Origin of the sequence: Escherichia sp. MOD1-EC5433 (assembly GCF_002966005.1) — a bacterium.
Lineage (GTDB): Bacteria > Pseudomonadota > Gammaproteobacteria > Enterobacterales > Enterobacteriaceae > Escherichia > Escherichia ruysiae.
The window spans coordinates 224,657-241,842 of record NZ_PTRL01000003.1 but is presented as its reverse complement, the minus strand read 5'-3'; the positions used below and the strand labels follow the sequence as shown (position 1 = coordinate 241,842).

16 protein-coding genes are annotated in these 17,186 nt (G+C 50.7%); 2 read left to right on the top strand and 14 right to left on the bottom strand.

The features are described 5' to 3' along the window. Positions 1-3 precede the first annotated feature (3 nt). Positions 4-1,089, bottom strand: a complete 1,086-nt coding sequence (aroC, locus tag C3D30_RS08070) for a chorismate synthase (RefSeq protein WP_010351484.1) — start codon at positions 1,087-1,089, stop codon at positions 4-6. Between the two features lie 34 nt (positions 1,090-1,123). Beyond that, complete coding sequence (gene prmB / locus C3D30_RS08065) at positions 1,124-2,056, bottom strand: 50S ribosomal protein L3 N(5)-glutamine methyltransferase (protein ID WP_010351486.1); 933 nt, start codon at positions 2,054-2,056, stop codon at positions 1,124-1,126. Positions 2,057-2,221: 165 nt separating this feature from the next. On the opposite strand from prmB, the gene smrB reads away from it, so the two are divergent. Next, positions 2,222-2,773, top strand: coding sequence for an endonuclease SmrB (gene smrB, locus C3D30_RS08060; protein WP_000730806.1), 552 nt, complete (start codon positions 2,222-2,224; stop codon positions 2,771-2,773). Between the two features lie 105 nt (positions 2,774-2,878). Here the strand turns inward: smrB and C3D30_RS08055 are convergent, their stop codons facing one another. The 11 genes from C3D30_RS08055 to C3D30_RS08005 all read right to left on the bottom strand — a co-directional run bounded on the left by C3D30_RS08055 (position 2,879) and on the right by C3D30_RS08005 (position 14,632). Next, positions 2,879-3,745 (bottom strand): StfH/YfcO family fimbrial adhesin, encoded by an 867-nt coding sequence (locus tag C3D30_RS08055; protein WP_105285569.1) that lies wholly within the window; start codon positions 3,743-3,745, stop codon positions 2,879-2,881. Between the two features lies 1 nt (position 3,746). Next, entirely contained in the window at positions 3,747-4,286 is a 540-nt protein-coding gene (locus C3D30_RS08050; RefSeq protein ID WP_105286721.1) for a fimbrial protein, read from the bottom strand. Further along, positions 4,283-4,771: a fimbrial protein gene (locus tag C3D30_RS08045; protein ID WP_105286720.1), complete on the bottom strand. Its 489-nt coding sequence runs from the start codon at positions 4,769-4,771 to the stop codon at positions 4,283-4,285. Before C3D30_RS08045 ends, C3D30_RS08050 begins: the two co-directional genes overlap by 4 nt. Further along, positions 4,768-5,283 (bottom strand): fimbrial protein, encoded by a 516-nt coding sequence (locus C3D30_RS08040; protein ID WP_000877922.1) that lies wholly within the window; start codon positions 5,281-5,283, stop codon positions 4,768-4,770. The genes C3D30_RS08045 and C3D30_RS08040 overlap by 4 nt, the downstream gene beginning before the upstream one ends. A 15-nt stretch (positions 5,284-5,298) precedes the next feature. After that, positions 5,299-6,051 carry a fimbria/pilus periplasmic chaperone gene (locus tag C3D30_RS08035; protein ID WP_000288638.1) on the bottom strand — a complete coding sequence of 251 codons (753 nt, stop codon included), beginning with the start codon at positions 6,049-6,051 and terminating at the stop codon, positions 5,299-5,301. A gap of 19 nt (positions 6,052-6,070) precedes the next feature. Further along, on the bottom strand, positions 6,071-8,707 hold the full coding sequence (locus C3D30_RS08030; RefSeq protein WP_105286719.1) for a fimbrial biogenesis outer membrane usher protein: 2,637 nt from the start codon (positions 8,705-8,707) through the stop codon (positions 6,071-6,073). Positions 8,708-8,789: 82 nt separating this feature from the next. After that, on the bottom strand, positions 8,790-9,353 hold the full coding sequence (locus tag C3D30_RS08025) for a fimbrial protein (RefSeq protein ID WP_000033321.1): 564 nt from the start codon (positions 9,351-9,353) through the stop codon (positions 8,790-8,792). A gap of 671 nt (positions 9,354-10,024) precedes the next feature. Next, complete coding sequence (gene sixA, locus C3D30_RS08020) at positions 10,025-10,510, bottom strand: phosphohistidine phosphatase SixA (protein WP_001195811.1); 486 nt, start codon at positions 10,508-10,510, stop codon at positions 10,025-10,027. Positions 10,511-10,712: 202 nt separating this feature from the next. Then, entirely contained in the window at positions 10,713-12,857 is a 2,145-nt protein-coding gene (gene fadJ, locus C3D30_RS08015; RefSeq protein WP_105285572.1) for a fatty acid oxidation complex subunit alpha FadJ, read from the bottom strand. Continuing rightward, positions 12,857-14,167 (bottom strand): acetyl-CoA C-acyltransferase FadI, encoded by a 1,311-nt coding sequence (fadI, locus tag C3D30_RS08010; RefSeq protein WP_016231839.1) that lies wholly within the window; start codon positions 14,165-14,167, stop codon positions 12,857-12,859. Before fadI ends, fadJ begins: the two co-directional genes overlap by 1 nt. A 180-nt stretch (positions 14,168-14,347) precedes the next feature. Beyond that, on the bottom strand, positions 14,348-14,632 hold the full coding sequence (locus C3D30_RS08005; protein ID WP_010353400.1) for a YfcZ/YiiS family protein: 285 nt from the start codon (positions 14,630-14,632) through the stop codon (positions 14,348-14,350). A 371-nt stretch (positions 14,633-15,003) separates the two neighbouring features. On the opposite strand from C3D30_RS08005, the gene fadL reads away from it, so the two are divergent. Further along, entirely contained in the window at positions 15,004-16,344 is a 1,341-nt protein-coding gene (gene fadL / locus C3D30_RS07995) for a long-chain fatty acid transporter FadL (protein ID WP_010355469.1), read from the top strand. 60 nt (positions 16,345-16,404) lie between these two features. Here fadL and mlaA read toward each other — a convergent pair whose 3' ends face one another. Continuing rightward, the gene (mlaA, locus tag C3D30_RS07990; protein WP_000776783.1) at positions 16,405-17,160 is read right to left on the bottom strand and encodes a phospholipid-binding lipoprotein MlaA; all 756 of its coding nucleotides are present in this window, start codon (positions 17,158-17,160) and stop codon (positions 16,405-16,407) included. Between the last annotated feature and the right edge of the window lie 26 nt (positions 17,161-17,186).

Below are 17,186 nucleotides of genomic sequence, written 5' to 3'. Positions count from 1 at the left end.
GTTTTACCAGCGTGGAATATCAGTCTTCACATCGGCATTTTGCGCCCGTTGCCGTAACAGGTGATCCATCAAAACGATCGCCAGCATCGCTTCAGCGATCGGCACCGCGCGGATCCCGACACAAGGGTCGTGACGGCCTTTGGTGATCATCTCAACTTCTTCGCCAAAGCGGTTGATCGTGCGCCCAGGCACGGTAATGCTGGAGGTCGGTTTCAGCGCCATATGGGCAATGATTTGTTGCCCGCTGCTGATACCACCAAGAATGCCGCCTGCGTGGTTGCTCTGGAAACCTTCTTTGGTGATTTCGTCGCGATTCTGGCTGCCGCGCAGCGCCACCACGTCAAAACCATCGCCAATTTCCACGCCTTTCACCGCGTTGATGCTCATCAGCGCGTGGGCGATGTCGGCATCCAGGCGATCAAAGACCGGCTCGCCAAGTCCGGCGGGGACGCCACTGGCAATAACGGTCACTTTCGCGCCGATAGAATCGCCCTCTTTTTTCAGCGCGCGCATCAGTTCATCTAAGGCGTCGATTTTGTCCGGGTCCGGGCAGAAGAACGGATTTTGCTCGACCTGCGACCAGTCTTTGATTTCCAGCGGAATGTCGCCCATTTGGGTCAGGCAACCGCGAATCTCAATACCAAATTTCTCAGCGAGATATTTTTTGGCAATCGCCCCTGCCGCAACGCGCATGGCGGTTTCACGGGCGGAAGAACGTCCGCCGCCGCGATAATCGCGCAGGCCGTATTTTTGTTCGTAGGTGTAATCGGCATGACCCGGACGGAAAACGTCTTTAATTGCGCTGTAATCCTGGGAACGCTGGTCGGTGTTTTCGATCAACAAGCCAATGCTGGTGCCGGTGGTGACGCCTTCAAAAACGCCGGAGAGAATTTTGACCTGATCCGGTTCACGACGCTGGGTGGTATAGCGCGATGTCCCAGGGCGACGACGGTCGAGGTCATGTTGCAGATCCGCTTCCGTGAGCGGAATTCCTGGCGGAACACCATCGACGATACAGCCGAGCGCCAGCCCGTGCGATTCGCCGAAGGTGGTTACGCGAAAGAGTTGTCCAATTGTGTTTCCAGCCATCACGGCTCCGTTATTGTTGTGTTTGCGTGTTTACTTAATCTTTATAAATTCCAAAATGTTCCCGTGCCGCAATAAGCTGCGCTTTGGTGAGCATAAACACACCATCGCCGCCGTTATCAAACTCCAGCCAGGTGAACGGAACATCCGGATATTGTTCCATAAGATGTACCATGCTGTTGCCCACTTCACAAATCAGCACGCCATCATCAGCAAGGTAATCTGCCGCGTTACCGAGAATGCGGCGAGTCAGTTTCAGGCCGTCGGTGCCAGATGCCAGACCCAGTTCCGGCTCGTGGCGGTATTCATTTGGCAGGTCGGACATATCTTCCGCATCGACGTACGGCGGGTTAGTGACGATCAGGTCGTACTGCACTTTCGGCAAGTCACGGAACAGATCGGATCGAATCGGAATGACGTTATGGATCAGGCCGTGTTCTTCGATGTTCTGTTCGGCAACCGCCAGCGCGTCGGGAGAGATATCCACCGCGTCGACTTCCGCTTCCGGGAAGGCATAAGCGCAGGCAATGGCAATGCAGCCGCTGCCAGTGCACATATCCAGAATATGCTGCGGTTGTTTGCTGATGAGTCCGGCAAATTTATTGTTGATCAGTTCACCAATCGGCGAACGCGGCACCAGTACGCGTTCATCGACGTAAAATTCATGACCGCAGAACCAGGCTTTGTTAGTCAAATAGGCCACCGGAATGCGTTCGTTGACGCGGCGGATCACGCGCTCAACAATACGGTGTTTTTCGCTGGAGGTCAGGCGGGCGTTACGCATATCTTCCGGAATATCCAGCGGCAGGTAGAGCGACGGCAACACCAGTTGCACTGCTTCGTCCCACGGGTTGTCTGTGCCGTGACCGTACCAGATATTTGCCGCGCTGAAGCGGCTAACCGACCAGCGCAACATGTCCTGAATGGTTTGCAGCTCATTTACTGCTTCATCGACGAAAATTTTATCCACGTATTCCTCCAGGGCATGGTCGCATTAATTTCGGCGGCTAGTTTGCCATGAAGATGACGATAAATCAGCATTCACGCGGCGATGACACAGGAAAATTATGTTTTGACCGATCGATTGCGCTGCGAGTCGGGTAAACTGTAGGAAAATTAAAATAGAGATGCATAAATGAAAAAGAAAACAACACTCAGCGAGGAGGATCAGGCACTGTTTCGCCAGCTGATGGCGGGCACTCGCAAGATTAAGCAGGACACGATTGTCCATCGACCACAGCGTAAAAAAATCAGCGAAGTGCCGGTCAAGCGGTTGATTCAGGAACAGGCGGATGCCAGTCATTATTTCTCCGATGAGTTTCAACCGTTATTAAATACCGAAGGCCCGGTGAAATATGTCCGCCCGGATGTCAGTCATTTTGAGGCGAAGAAACTGCGCCGTGGTGATTATTCGCCAGAGCTGTTTCTGGATTTGCATGGTCTGACGCAGCTTCAGGCCAAACAAGAGTTAGGCGCGTTGATTGCCGCCTGCCGCCGTGAGCATGTGTTTTGTGCCTGTGTGATGCATGGTCACGGGAAGCATATTTTAAAACAGCAAACACCGCTGTGGCTGGCGCAGCATCCGCATGTAATGGCATTTCACCAGGCACCGAAAGAGTATGGTGGCGACGCGGCGTTGCTGGTGTTGATTGAAGTGGAAGAGTGGCTGCCGCCAGAATTGCCCTGAATGGCAACATCCGGATATGGAATTTGTAGGTCGGATAAGATGCGTCAACATCGCATCCGACAAGAAATGCCGGATGCGGCGTGAACGCCATATCCGGCATGGGCGCTACAGCATATTTAATATGTACTGGAATCGGCACGTAGCGTCTATAGGCTGCCTGCTACTGGTATCGACACGCACTAACATATCGTGCAGTTGCCGATCGGTAATCGGGTGCCTGGTTGGCGCCACCGTCACTTTAGCGTTATCGCATCCTTCAGCAGTAAAGGTAATCAACTGATTTACATAGCGACAATACGCGGCGCGTTCATCCGTTCCGCTGCCATCGCAGAGCTGACCATCTTTCATCAGGTAGGTCGATAAGTTTTGTTCAATCACGGCCCCGGTTGATTTCAGATTCAATAGCTGGCTGTGGACAACGCGACTAGCACTCCAGGAGATATCATAATTTGTTAATGGCTCACCTGGGCAAGTTGTTGTATAGGTGGTAGGCCCCCTATAATTCTCTACCCTCGGTTGATAATTATAATATACAGTTACAGAACTGTTTGCCGTCATCCCCACCATCCACGGGCACGTCTCTGCCGAACCGGAGACTTCTATAGTCATTACGAGATCGGAACATCTCCAGTTAAAATTTGGATCAATCTCTTTAACACCCGGACAATGTGAGTCTTGTGTAAAATCCCCCGACTTTATCGTTATTTTGGGTGCAGGAATGTTTCCCGGCCCAGTCCATGACTTATTAGGAAGATCCCCAATAGCGACGCCATACGATCGATTCTGATAATACTCCCCATGATAAACTCCATTGGTGGTGAGTAAATCCAGGTAGAAACGAAGCGTTGCATTGGCACCAACCGTACCATAATAGATCGTCACGTTATTATAGACTGCCCCCAGTTTCGCCTGAGCTCCCTGGCTAAAACACAGCACCAGCATGGCGCAAAGCAGTAATCGTATTTTTTTCATCTTATATATACTCAAAGGTTGCCGTCAGGTTGGCGGTAAAATCACCGAGCGTGACATCGCGACCGCTTTTCGCCTGCAGCCAGGCCCTGAAATTAATGTCATTGCTGCCATCGCTGAGTGTAAATTTCGCCCCGGTCGGGTTGTTAATCGACACCCGCACACCGTCGGTCGTCTCCATCCCAATCCCGACGCCCTGAGCGGCTGAGGTGGTATCCAGCGCAAGGAAACCCGGTTGCTCGCTGTCTTCCGTACCGGTAAGGGTCACCTGCACCTGGTAACTCGCTGGCCCCTTACAATCTTTCAACTTAAACACCACCGGAACGCGCGGGGATTCCCCGGCGACCATAAGATCCTGACGGCTGATGGCAGGAAAATGCACTTCTGCCAGATTTCCGCCATCAACCACCAGCGTGCAGGAACGACTTAACAAGTTGCCGGAAAAATGCAGGTTGTTGTCCACGGCCAGAGTACGAGTACTACCGGTCAGCAGCAGACCCGCTAACAGTGTGTAACCGAGCGAATAAATGCGTCCTGTCTTCATTGATAATCCACCCGTAATGTTGCCCAGGCCGAAAACGTGGTATCACTCAACACAGCATCAGCCGATTTTACCGGCACAGCTTCCAGCTTCGGCTTTTGCGTAAAATCGATGGCGTTAATGGCAAGCGGCGTATTCAGCTTAAAACGCTGACCATCGTGCTGAAGCTCAATACCAAAGCCGGGAACGTCTGTTTCGATAGCTGCGTCATTGTACGAGGTCTGCGTCCCCGTCCAGGTGAGCGTCATATTCCAGTCGGGATCGCGAACTGCGGAGTCACAGCTCAGGTCATAGTTCACTTCCTTGCGACCATAGTCCCCGTTGATGCTGTCGATGATGAGATCGCGAAATTCCACTTCGATGGTCTTTCCACCGCTGATAGTACAGACAGGCGGTGCCACCAGCGTACCGTGGAAGGTGATGTCATCGTCAGCGGCCAGAGCCATGCCGCCATACGCGCAGAGTAAAAAGAGCGAGAGTTTTTTCATTGGTAATCCACCACCATCGTCATACTGGCGTTAAATTCCGCTGGCGTAAGCTGCACTCCACTCTGTTTTACCGGCACCGCTTTGAGATTGGGTAATTGGTTAGTATTGAAATCAGACCAGTTACCTTCACCCACTTTAAACAGGGAGTTATCGGCGCCGTTTTCAATGCGAATGCCCAGGCCTGAAATTTCGGTCGCAATGACCGTTTCCCCGTTAATCACGGTGGTGGAGCCTTTAAGCTGCATCCGCAGATCATCAACACCTGCTATTTTGTTACCGCAGTTCAGGGTATAAAGCGCATCCGTCGTGCGGTAATTTGTGCCATTTATTTTGCTAATGTACACATTGCCAAATTCAACATTGCTCCCCTTCACGGAACAGGGCGGTGGCGCATCGACCAGAATGCGCAACGATAATGACACCTTTTTACTTTCCCCTGCGACGGCAATGTTGCCCGTCAGCCAGCCGCTCAGGAGCAAAATGCCCGTTCCCACCAGAAACGTGTATTTCATAAGACTCTCCCGGCATTAACCTTTACGGCTCTGCTCTGCATCCACCTGGCAACTATTGCCGTTGCATTTAAAGATCAGCGAAAGTCGCGCGCCGTAGTCGTTGACGTAAGTCAGCACCGGCACACTGTCCATCTTCACATTCAACGGCGCAGATGTTTTAGGCGGCATCACCAGCGGCGTAAACCCGGCTGCCGGATTACCATTTTTCTGCGTACTGGCGTTGCTGAGGATCACGTAATACGGCGTTGGGTTATTAACGGTGAAGGTCTGACCATTGCGGGTTAAGGTCACCTTGTGCTGCCACGGATCTCTCATGTTGATTTCTGCCAGCGCCTTGGGTCGCCAGAACAATTTGATACGCGTTTGCAGCGCAATTTGCAGGGTGTTAGGTTTGTTCGATTTTGGCGGAATTTCACGCACGTTAAAGTAGAACATGCTCTCACGATCGGCGGGTAACTTGCTGATATCCGGCATTCCCTGGACTTTTACCTGACCATTCATCATCGCATCAATGCGCTGTACTGGCGGCAGTACCGTCAATGGAGAGCTGATTTTGTTGCCCTTTTCGTCTTCTATCCAGCTTTGCGCCAGGTATGGCAGCTTAGGATCGTTATTGCGTAACGTGACGCTGATGGATTTGTCACTTTCTTTGAAGATCAAGCGGGTGCGGTCGGGCGTTACCGATGCGTGGGTTGTAAAACTGGCGGCGGTCACCAGCAGCGCCAGCGCCGGGGCAACCATTTTTGCAGTATTAGTCTGTGTATACATGGATCATTCCTTAATCACGTTATTGGTTAGCGGAGATAGCGACTGGCGGTGTACCCGGCGTGACCTGTTGCGTCTGTTCCTGAATCACCGGTTTGATTTCCACCGGCGTAGCAGGCGTCACTGTGCCTTTTTGCTTACACGGCAGTAACAGGCCATTGAACAAGTCAGCAGGCAATGGATCTGGCAGGGAGATCTCACAGTGGGAAGCCCCATTCCATGAGACACTCATACGTTCGCCAGCTTTTACCCCAGCCAGATAGACGTTGCCGTCGTCATCGACCAGGCCGACCTGTTGGTCGTGTTCGTTTTTCACTTCTGCACCAAATGGTGGATAACTGCCATCACTCATGCGCAGGACAGCCATCGCCTTTTGTCCACTGATGACCGCAAATTTACGGTAGCCAATGGCTCCTTCGGTCAGCGTCGCCTGCACCACTGACTGCGTGGCTTCGGCGTTCTCTGGCAGTTTAGTCAGGTCAATCGTGGCCTGGTTACGGTAGTAGTTATTGACGTCCGCAACGACGGCTTTACCGAACATGTTGGTGTAAACTGCTGAACCGTTACCTTCGACCGGTACGTCAGCCACGCCGTCAGCGTCGATAAGCAGGCGCGTACCGCCCATGTTTTGAGTACGATGCAACGCGCCACCGTGCGCCGTTAACGTGGCTCCACCTTGCAGCGACAGCCCGGCAGAAGTGTATTGCCCTTCATGGTAGTTAGCACTCAGATCCACGTGTGCCATAGAGCCGTCATGGCTGTAATAACCATCGACGCTGGAGTGATTTTCACTGCTGCCAACGTTTATCTGATAGTGGCTGGCGTCATCAATACGGTTGAAGTATCCCACCTGACTGCTGTCTGAACCGCTGCCGTAGTTGCCGTTGTAACTCACGGTGCTGTTATCACCCCACGGCATACTTAAGGAGATATAGACGCCTTTGTCGGCGCTGTTGTCATACTCGTAGCGATAACCTGTCAGGGAGATACTCATGTTGCGAATGCCGCCCATATTGAAATAATGGGAAAGCATGACGTTGTAGTTGGTCTGCTCCTCGCGATCCCAGTAGGTATGGCGCGTATAGTTCAGATAAACAGAAACGCCGGCATCCCTGAAGTTCTGGTTATAGGTGGCGGTGTACATCTCTTTATCGTTGCCGGCGCTAACCATTTCGCTGTCATTCGCGTCCAGATACTCGCTCATGGTCATATAGTTCTCTTCAGAGAAGCGGTATCCGGCGAAGGTGACGCGGCTGTTTAGTTCATCAAAGTCTTTGGAGTAGCTGACGCGGAAAGAGTTACCGTCGAGCGTACCCTTGCCGTAAGCGGTTGAATCGTCGAGTCGGGTATGCGAGTGGGTAATATCAAACGCCATCGCGCCGAAAATGGAGAGATCGCGCCCGATGCCAAGCGCGGCAGACTGGTAGTTTTCATCGCCCAGCGCCCCGCCGTACAGCGACCAGCCGTTGGCTATCCCCCAGGACGCTTCGCCACCGGAGAAGAATCCGCCCTGTACATGGTGGCCCCACTCCTGCGGGCGCCCCATCATCACTTTGTAGCGCACCTGACCCGGGCGCGTCAGAAACGGCATGGAAGCGGTGCTAATGTCATACTCCTGCACCTGACCGTTCAGCTCTTCAATGCGCACATGCAGCGTACCAGAGTTAAATTCACCGAGATCCTGAATACGGAATGGCCCGGCAGGCACCTGGGTTTCATAAATTATGCGCCCGGCCTGACTAACGGTGACTTTCGCCGCTGTATGCGCCACGCCGGAAATATCCGGGGCGTAGCCGCGCAGGTTCGGCGGCAACATTTGATCGTCGGTACTGATGCTACCGCCGATGTAGTTAAAACCATCAAAAATATCGGAGTCGAGATAGTCTTCGCCAAGTGCCAGTTTGGCTTTCAGGCTCGGTAACGCACGCCAGGCGTAGTAACGGCTCCAGTCCCAATTTCTCTCGGTGCTGTTATCCGTCTCTTCATCGTTGCTGCGGGTGTGCTGATAATCGCTCTGCCAGTCGGCGCGCAGACGCCACGGCCCAAGGTTAACGCCAACCGTACCATTTCCGCTGATGTCGTTGCTGTCATCGCCGCCATTTTCTTCGTGTCGGGTTTGGGCGTTGATGCTGTAATCGGCAATGAAACCGGGGATGCCATCATCCCAGCGCGAAGGTGGATCCCAGTCTACATCGCTGTATTCAAGATAAGCCTGCGGTAAGGTGATGAGCAGCGCGGACTGGCTTAAATCAGCACGTATTTCCAGACCGTCAAGTTGACCTGGTTTGAGGCATTTACCATCGCGATCCCATTGCAATTTTTGTGCAATATCTTCTTTAAAACCCAGCTGCGCCACCAGCTCTGGCGACAGGCAGGCGTAAGTTTTATTTTTATCGTTTTCTGACGCATACCAGTAAATATCATATTCATCGGGTAACGGCTGTTTATTTACCTGAACCTGTAAATTATATTTACCCGGTTCAACATAACCCTGACTGGAAAAACGCTTCAGATCAATTTTCGTGTCGCCTTTTAATTCCAGAAAACGGGAATCAAACTGAATATCTTCGTCGGCCCAGGCATTGATATGGCATCCAGATATTGCCATAGCAACACACCAGGGAAGCGCCCGTAAGCGGAAAAGGGAATGGTCAGGCATACACGTATCCATCCGTGGTTATTTAAAGACTATCGAAACGCTAAAAACCCCTCATAGCATTGCTGCTATGAGGGGACATACCTTAGAGATAGGTAATCTGGAAGGTGGTATTAGCTTCAAAACCACCCAGGTCCGGCGCGTCAGTCGCACCTACCAGCCAGGCTTTAAAGTTTAAAGTTTGTTTCGGTTTGCCTTTGGAGGTCGCAGTATCTTTTACGATCTGCTGATTAATGCCAGCGCCACTTTTGTAAGAGGTTCCTTGTTGATCACCAATCGCCAGGCTCACGTTGTTAAACGCCGCACCGGTATCAGTATTAAAAATGGTGTAATAGTTGCCGCTATTCGCCGTAGACACAGTACCGGTGAAGGTAGTGGTCATGGTAGTTTGGGTATCAAACACACAGTCCTGCAAACGAATCTGGAAATCTTTCGGCGTGGTAGTGCCGTTGTTTTTCAGTTTATCTGCACCGATATTACCCATATCCACTTCCAGTTTGTGATCGTCTGGTACGATTGAGCAAACGGAATCTTCAATGGTGCCGTAAAAACGGGCAGTACCGTTGTTACCTTCTGCGAAAGAAGATGTTGAAGTGAACGCACCCATTACCATTGCTGCTGCAATAGCTGTTTTTACAAACTTACTCATTATTTGTCCTTAAACCATAAATAATTAGAATATAAGCTAACTGAAATATTGACGATAAAATCCCTCAATCTTTCTTCAGCAGCTTTTAACCAACCATTGAATAGGATTTCTGATCCATAAAATACGGGTTGCACGAGATGATATTCTTTGGCGTGGCGGCAATGTTGATATTTTAATGAGACTGATTCAATTTAAATTTACTAACAACACAGTGTAGAAATTTTTAAATAATCAACAGCACAAATAATAGCTTGAGGGTTATCTCAAAAAGCAGCAGAACATTTCATCAAAACGGTACAAACACTTTATACCATGAATGATTCTGGATCATAAAACAGCTAAAAATAAATATGGCAATTGTGACTTTAGCTTCTCGAAGATATAATATTAATCTTTCTGAATTAATATTATATCAAGACCCAAAAATATCTACTCAGCAATGTTATCTTTTATTTTTTAACACCTCTTTTCGAAAAATAATAACCCATGCAAAAAAGCAACAATTACTTCCATATGTAACTTTGTGAAAATAAATAAGCACCATTACTATAAATGGAAACATTTATTTTTTCACACCAGGACGATTAAACGCATTTAAATAGCAATGATTTCAATACAGTAAGCAAAACTAAGGCCCGACAGCTTACGCCAGCGGGCCTTACACGTTCATATCAAATTGCTTTTGCCATCTTCAGATTACACGGACTCATCTGCCAGTTGAATTGACCTTTTCCGCTTTCATCAAGCGTTACGCTGGCAATGGCCGAGGTGGTAAACATAGGCGGCGTTTCGCCCGGACATAACTCGGCGACCAGATACCCGACTAATGGTAAATGGGAGATCACCAGTACCGAAGCAACACCTTCATTGGTCAACGCCTGCAGATAGGCACTGACCAGGCCAACATCGCCGCAGGGCGTTAACTCCGGCAGAACTTCTGCACTGGAAGGCAGGTTCAGACAATCCCCTACTTCGTCCAGTGTTTGCTCGGCTCGCAGGAACGGGCTCACCAGAACGCGTTCGATTTCCACTTTTTGACCTTTCAGCCAGTTCGCCATCAGGCGAGATTCGTCACAACCGTTAGTGGTCAGAGGACGAACCGAATCACTGGCGGCATCGAGGGCTGCGTCGCCGTGACGCATGATAAAAACTTGCATATTGCACCGCTTTTGTTAACCAGATTCGCCCGTCTTCTTTCATCTGAAACCAGATAAAGAGGACGGTGGCCGGCATTGTGCCTTATCCATTCACCGAATGAAACGCTGTTTTTTACCTCAATGGCGTAAGTATAGTCAATATGTGTTTACATTTTGACCAGCACTCCACCACTCAGCGCGGATTCATATAGCTTTGACCTTCTTATTGCAGGTCAGTTGCAGTTGTTTTCCAAAAACTTTCCCCTCGCTCGCTCATCTCTACTAAACGCTCGCAAGGAGTAAAACGAGAACCATATTGCGTGGTCAGTCGCTGCATTATTGCAACCACTTCACCCGCGCCGAGAGAATCGATATAGCGGAACGGCCCACCAAGAAACGGTGGAAAACCAATGCCAAATACCGCGCCAATGTCCCCGTCACGCACGCTACGGATAACCTGCTCATCCAGACAACGTACTGCTTCATTCAGCATCAACATCACACACCGTTCAGCAACCTGCGGTGCGGAAAGCCGCCCCTGCCCTTGCGCGCCAATCAGCGGGTAAATAGCGGGATCGACCTGTTTTTTGCTTTTACGCCCTTTCTGACCATAAAGATAGAAACCCCGGCCATTTTTTCTGCCTTTGCGATCGTCGTTCAAAATTGAAGAAACAACATTTGCAGGCGCGCTAAAACGTTCTCCATAAGCTGCTTCCAGTACAGGAATAATTTTAGTCCCGGTGTCGATTCCTACCTCATCCAAAAGTTGGATTGGACCTACCGGAAAACCAAATTTCACCAGCGCGGCATCAATGTGCTCTACCCGCTCACCTTCGGTCAACATGCGGATAGCTTCATTAATGTAAGGCGCTAAGATGCGATTGACGTAAAACCCGGCTTTATCACGCACGACAATTGGCGTTTTACCCTGTTTTTTCGCCAGTTTTACCGTAGTGGCGATGGTTTGCGCCGATGTCCCCGCATGAGGAATAATCTCCACCAGCGGCATTTTTTCCACCGGACTGAAGAAATGCAGGCCGATAACTTGCTCTGGTCGCGTGGCGTGAGCGGCGATATCGCCAATCGGTAAAGATGAGGTATTCGAAGCAAAAATGGTATGAGTGGCGCAGTTTTGCTCAACTTCTGCCACCATCTGTTGTTTTAATTCGAGATTTTCAAATACTGCTTCAATAATCAGATCGCGATGGGCAAAGCCGCGATAATCCGTCGCCCCCGAAATCAGCGCCAGCTGTTTGTCGCGTTCACTGGCTTTGAGATGACGGCGGCGCACTTTGCTCTCCAGCTGATCCCAACTGTATTTCAGCGCATGATTAATCCCCTGAGCGTTGATATCTTTAATTCGTACCGGCAGACCCGCTTTACAGGCAGTGACGTAAGCAATACCGCCGCCCATCAAGCCGCCGCCTAAAATCCCCACGCTGTTTAAGGGAGCGGGTGCAACATTGCTGCCAGGATCTTTCTTCACATCAGTACTGGCAAAAAAGATATTGCGCAATGCCTTTGATTGCGACGTCATCGCCAGTTCACCAAAGGCTCTTGCTTCAGCGTCATAGCCGCTGCTGGTGCCCTGCGCTAACCCTGTCTCGACAACCTCAAGAATACGTTCCGTCGCCGGATAGTTACCCTGGGTTTTCTGTTCTGTTTTTTTGCTTACCATTTTGAATAACAGCGCACGACCTAATGGCCCCGCCATCACACGTTCGCGAACCGGGAGTGTCCGCGAAACCGGACGATCCTGCTTCGCCAGCTCCACAGCGGCTTCCAGTAAAATGGAATGCGGAACGACATCATCCACCAGCCCCAGCTTTAACGCCTGTTTTGCCCGAAGCTGCTTGCCGGTGAGGATCATCTCTAATGCTGTGCTGACGCCTATCAGGCGCGGTAAACGCTGGGTTCCACCTGAACCGGGTAACAACCCAAGCTGAACTTCAGGCAAACCGAGTACCGTTTTAGGATCGTCAGTACAAACACGACCGTGGCACGCTAATGCCAGCTCCAGCCCGCCGCCCAGGCAAGCGCCGTGAATAGCGGCAATAACCGGAACTGGCAAGGCGTGAATTTCCGCCATCAACTGTTGCCCCTGCCGCGCCAGTGCTTCCGCTTCTTGCGCCGTTTTGCAGTTGCCGATCATGTTGATATCCGCGCCGGCAATAAAGTTGTCTGGTTTCGCGGAGATAAACACCACGCCGCGCAGATCTTTATTTTCGCGGAGTTGCTTAATAATGGCGCGCACCTGTGAGGCAAACTCCGCCTTCAGGGTGTTCATTTTCTCACCGGGAACGTCGATGGTGATGATGGCAATGTTGTCCAGACGCATATTGAGGGTAAATGCTGATGCCATTTCCATTATTCCGCCTCCAGAACCATTGCTGCGCCAAGCCCACCGGCAGCACAGGCGGTCACTAAACCAAATCCACCGCCGCGTCGGCGAAGTTCATGCAATGTCTGAGTTATCATCCGCGCGCCAGTCGCCGCAAAGGGATGCCCGTAAGCTATCGAGCCGCCAAGCACGTTAAATTTGCTGTCGTCCACTTCACCAGTGGCATGTGCGCGCCCCAGCACATCGCGGGCAAAACGTTCGCTACCCAGTAACTGAATATTCGCCAGCGTCTGGGCAGCAAAGGCTTCGTGCATATCAATCAATGTCAGATCGCTCATCGTCAAACCGGCACGTTCCAGCGCCAGCGGTGTTGACCAGGCCGGGCCGAGCAGCATGTCCTGCCAGACATCTATCGCGGTAAATGCATAACTGCGCAGATATCCCAGCGGCACCAGCCCTAATTCTTTCGCCCGCGATTCGGTCATCAGGATCACCGCCGCAGCACCATCGGTCAGCGGCGTACTGTTTGCCGCCGTTACCGTTCCGTGTTTGCGATCAAACGCCGGACGCAGCTTTGCGTAATCGGCAAGCGTGGAATTACCGCGAATATTATTATCTTCCGCGAACGGTTGTTTATAAGGAGGGATAAAGGCGGTCATCACTTCTTCTTTGAGTTTACCTTCCGACCACGCCTGAGCGGCTCGCTGATGCGAACGATGCGCCAGCGCATCTTGCTGTTCGCGAGTAATACCGTAGGTTTTCGCCATTTGTTCGGCGGTGTCACCCATCCGCAAGCCTGTGGAATATTCTGCTACCGCAGGCGGTACAGGCATTAAGTCACGCAAACGCAGGCGAGAAAAGAGTTTCAGCCGTTGGCTCATTGTGCGTGCTTTGTTGACATCCACCAGCACGCGCGCCAGCTTTTTACTAACGCCAATCGGCAATACCGATGAGGAATCTGCCCCACCGGCAATCCCCGCGCGAATAGTTCCCGCCATCAGGCTTTCGGCAACGTTTGCCACAGCCTGGAAACTGGTGGCACAGGCACGACTGACGCTGTAAGCATCGGTATGGACGTTCATTCCGGTGCCAAGAACAATTTCACGCGCAATGTTGGGGGCTTCCGGCATTTGCACAACCTGACCAAATACCAGTTGTTCAATCACTTCGGCGGGGATCTCGCTACGAGCAAGCAGTTCTCCGACGACCATCTTCCCCAAATCAACAGCGGGAATGCCATGAAAAGCCGTCGCCTGGCGAGCAAAAGGCGTGCGTAATCCGCTAACGATGGCGATACGATCGCCCTGACGGGTAACCAGCGGTAAAACCTGACCCATAACACTCCCCTGTAAAAAAATATATAAAGTGGTCTGACCTGATCATAGTCTTAACCATTTTTTTACATTTAGCCAAGTGGAGAAAAGGGAAAGTGGGAGCTATGACACAGAGAGAAAAGAAGAAGAGAAAACAAAACGCCCCTGCCAGCAACTGGCAGGGGCGTGCGTACCTGAGAGGAATTAACGCAGACCCAGCTGGAAGATCAGCATTTCAGCTTCGCAGGCAAAAGTGAAATCGATATCCAGGCGAACACCGTCAGACTCTTCTGTGAAAGTCGGGGTGATTTTGCAAGGTTCGGATTCCACGCCACGGGCTTTTTCAGTCAGCGCCGCCAGCATTTGTTCTGCTTCTGCGCGGTTTGCAAACACGCGGCTGTAAGACGCGGTGCAGTCGGAGTTGTCCATAATGGTGCCAACATCCATACAGCAGCAAACCGGGGTTTCATCAGCACTACATTTACTCATCGTTGATTTCCTCTGTATGTGCACCCAAGGTGCCAGATAAACGTTGTGGATATTTTACGCTTCCGGAAAGTGCTGCTCCAGTTGTTAATTCTGCAAAATCGGATAAGTGACCGAAATCACACTTAAAAATGATCTAAAACAAAATTCACCCGAATCCATGAGTGCGCCACCTCCAAATTTTGCCAGCTGGATCGCGTTTCTTAGATCATATTTGAAAAAAGATAGAAACATACTTGCAACATTCCATCTGGTCAGACCTATACTCTCGCCACTGGTCTGATTTCTAAGATGTACATCAGCACCTACACTTCGCGCTCCTGTTACAGCACGTAACATAGTTTGTATAAAAATAAATTATTGAGGTTATGGTCATGAGCCAGAAAACCCTGTTTACAAAGTCTGCTCTCGCAGTCGCAGTGGCACTTATCTCCACCCAGGCCTGGTCGGCAGGCTTTCAGTTAAACGAATTTTCTTCCTCTGGCCTGGGCCGGGCTTATTCAGGGGAAGGCGCAATTGCCGATGATGCCGGTAACGTCAGCCGTAACCCCGCGTTGATTACCATGTTTGACCGCCCAACTTTTTCTGCGGGTGCGGTTTATATTGATCCGGATGTAGATATTACCGGACATTCTAATTTAACCGGTCAGAGTGCAAATGCTAAAAATATCGCACCGACAGCGTGGGTACCTAACCTGCACTTTGTCGCGCCTATTAACGATCAGTTTGGTTGGGGAGCGTCAATAACGTCCAACTACGGCCTGGCTACGGAATTTACCGACAACTACGCTGCTGGTATCTATGGCGGTAAAACCGATCTGCAGACAATCAACCTTAACCTTAGCGGGGCTTATCGCCTTAACAATAGCTGGAGTTTTGGTCTTGGTTTTGATGCTGTTTACGCCAAGGCAAAAATTGAGCGTTACGCCGGTTCGCTGGGGCCTTTGTTGTCTCAACAGTTGATTGCCCAGGGTGTACCCGCTTCATTGACCAATGGTATTAATACTCCGGACTCTCAAATTGCTCATCTGAAAGGTGACGAGTGGGGCTTTGGCTGGAACGCGGGTATTCTTTATGAACTGGATAAAGATAACCGTTGGGGCCTGACATATCGTTCAGAAGTTAAAATCGACTTCGAAGGGGATTACAAAAGCTCCATTAACCCAAATCTGAACAACATTTTGGGTAACATGGGCTTGCCGTATGGCACGATGGGTGCAACACAAAATGGATCCTTGACACTCAACCTGCCTGAGATGTGGGAGATTTCTGGTTATAACCGTGTTGCGCCGCAGTGGGCAATTCACTACAGCATGGCCTATACCAGCTGGAGCCAGTTTCAGGAGCTGAAAGCGAAAGGCGATAGTGGTCAGACGCTGTTCTATAAAGATGAAGGATTCCGTGACGCATATCGTATCGCGTTGGGTGCAACCTACTATTACGATAAAAACTGGACCTTCCGTACCGGTATCGCCTATGACGACAGCCCGGTTCCGGCAGATAAACGTTCTATTTCCATTCCTGACCAGGATCGCTTGTGGTTAAGTGCTGGGTTAACCTACGCATTTAATGAAGATGCATCCATTGACGTTGGCGCATCTTATATGCATGGTCAGAAAGTGAAATTCACCGAAGGTGAAGGCGCGGCAGCTTATTCCTTCGAGTCTGAAGGTAAAGCCTGGCTGTTCGGGACTAACTTTAATTACGCGTTCTAATAACACGTTAGCTTAATAAGAAAAAAGGTGAGTTTTACGACTCACCTTTTTATTTGCGGCTTATTCAGAATCGATATCTTTTAAATCATCCTGAATCGCTTGCGCATTCGGGTTTTCTTGTGGTTTGAGTTCACCGCCATTGGCGATGAAATCATGACGCTGGAAGTAAGCCTCGCGCACCATGATATAAGGATCGGAGGACTGGCGAAGCAAGCCGTCAGAATCCAGCAACTGCGCACGAGTTTCGATCCCTTCAAGCGTCCATTTACCCACCGACATCGGCCACGTCAGCCAGGAAAGTACCGGGTAAAGACTATCTGCCATATCACCGCCGTCATCACGCAGCGTAAAGCTACCGTAGAACGGTAACTGAACGTACGGCCCATAGCCCACGCCATAGTGACCGAGCGTGCTACCAAAACGGTGAGGTTCAGTGCGTTGCAGTTTCGGGTTCGCCATCCCCGCAACATCAATAAAGCCGCCCATACCCAAAATGGTGTTCAGGAAAAAGCGGGTAAAGTGGACCATCCCCTGATAAGGGTCGCCCTGCAAGAAGTAGTTAACCATCACCGCAGGTTCTTCAAGGTTGCCGGTAAAGTTGCTCAAACCGTTACGCGCCGGTTGCGGAACATAATCACGCCAGACGACAGCTACCGGTCGAACCACATACGGGTCTAACACATTGAAGTTAAAATTGTACATGGTGCGGTTGAACCCTTCTAACGGGTCAGAACGCCCTTGCTGATCTGTACCGGAACTCGCACACCCCACCAGAAGCGTAGTTCCCAGAGCAAGCGCCGACAGGCGAAGCTTCATAAATGTCTCCCTGTTTTTTATGGCTT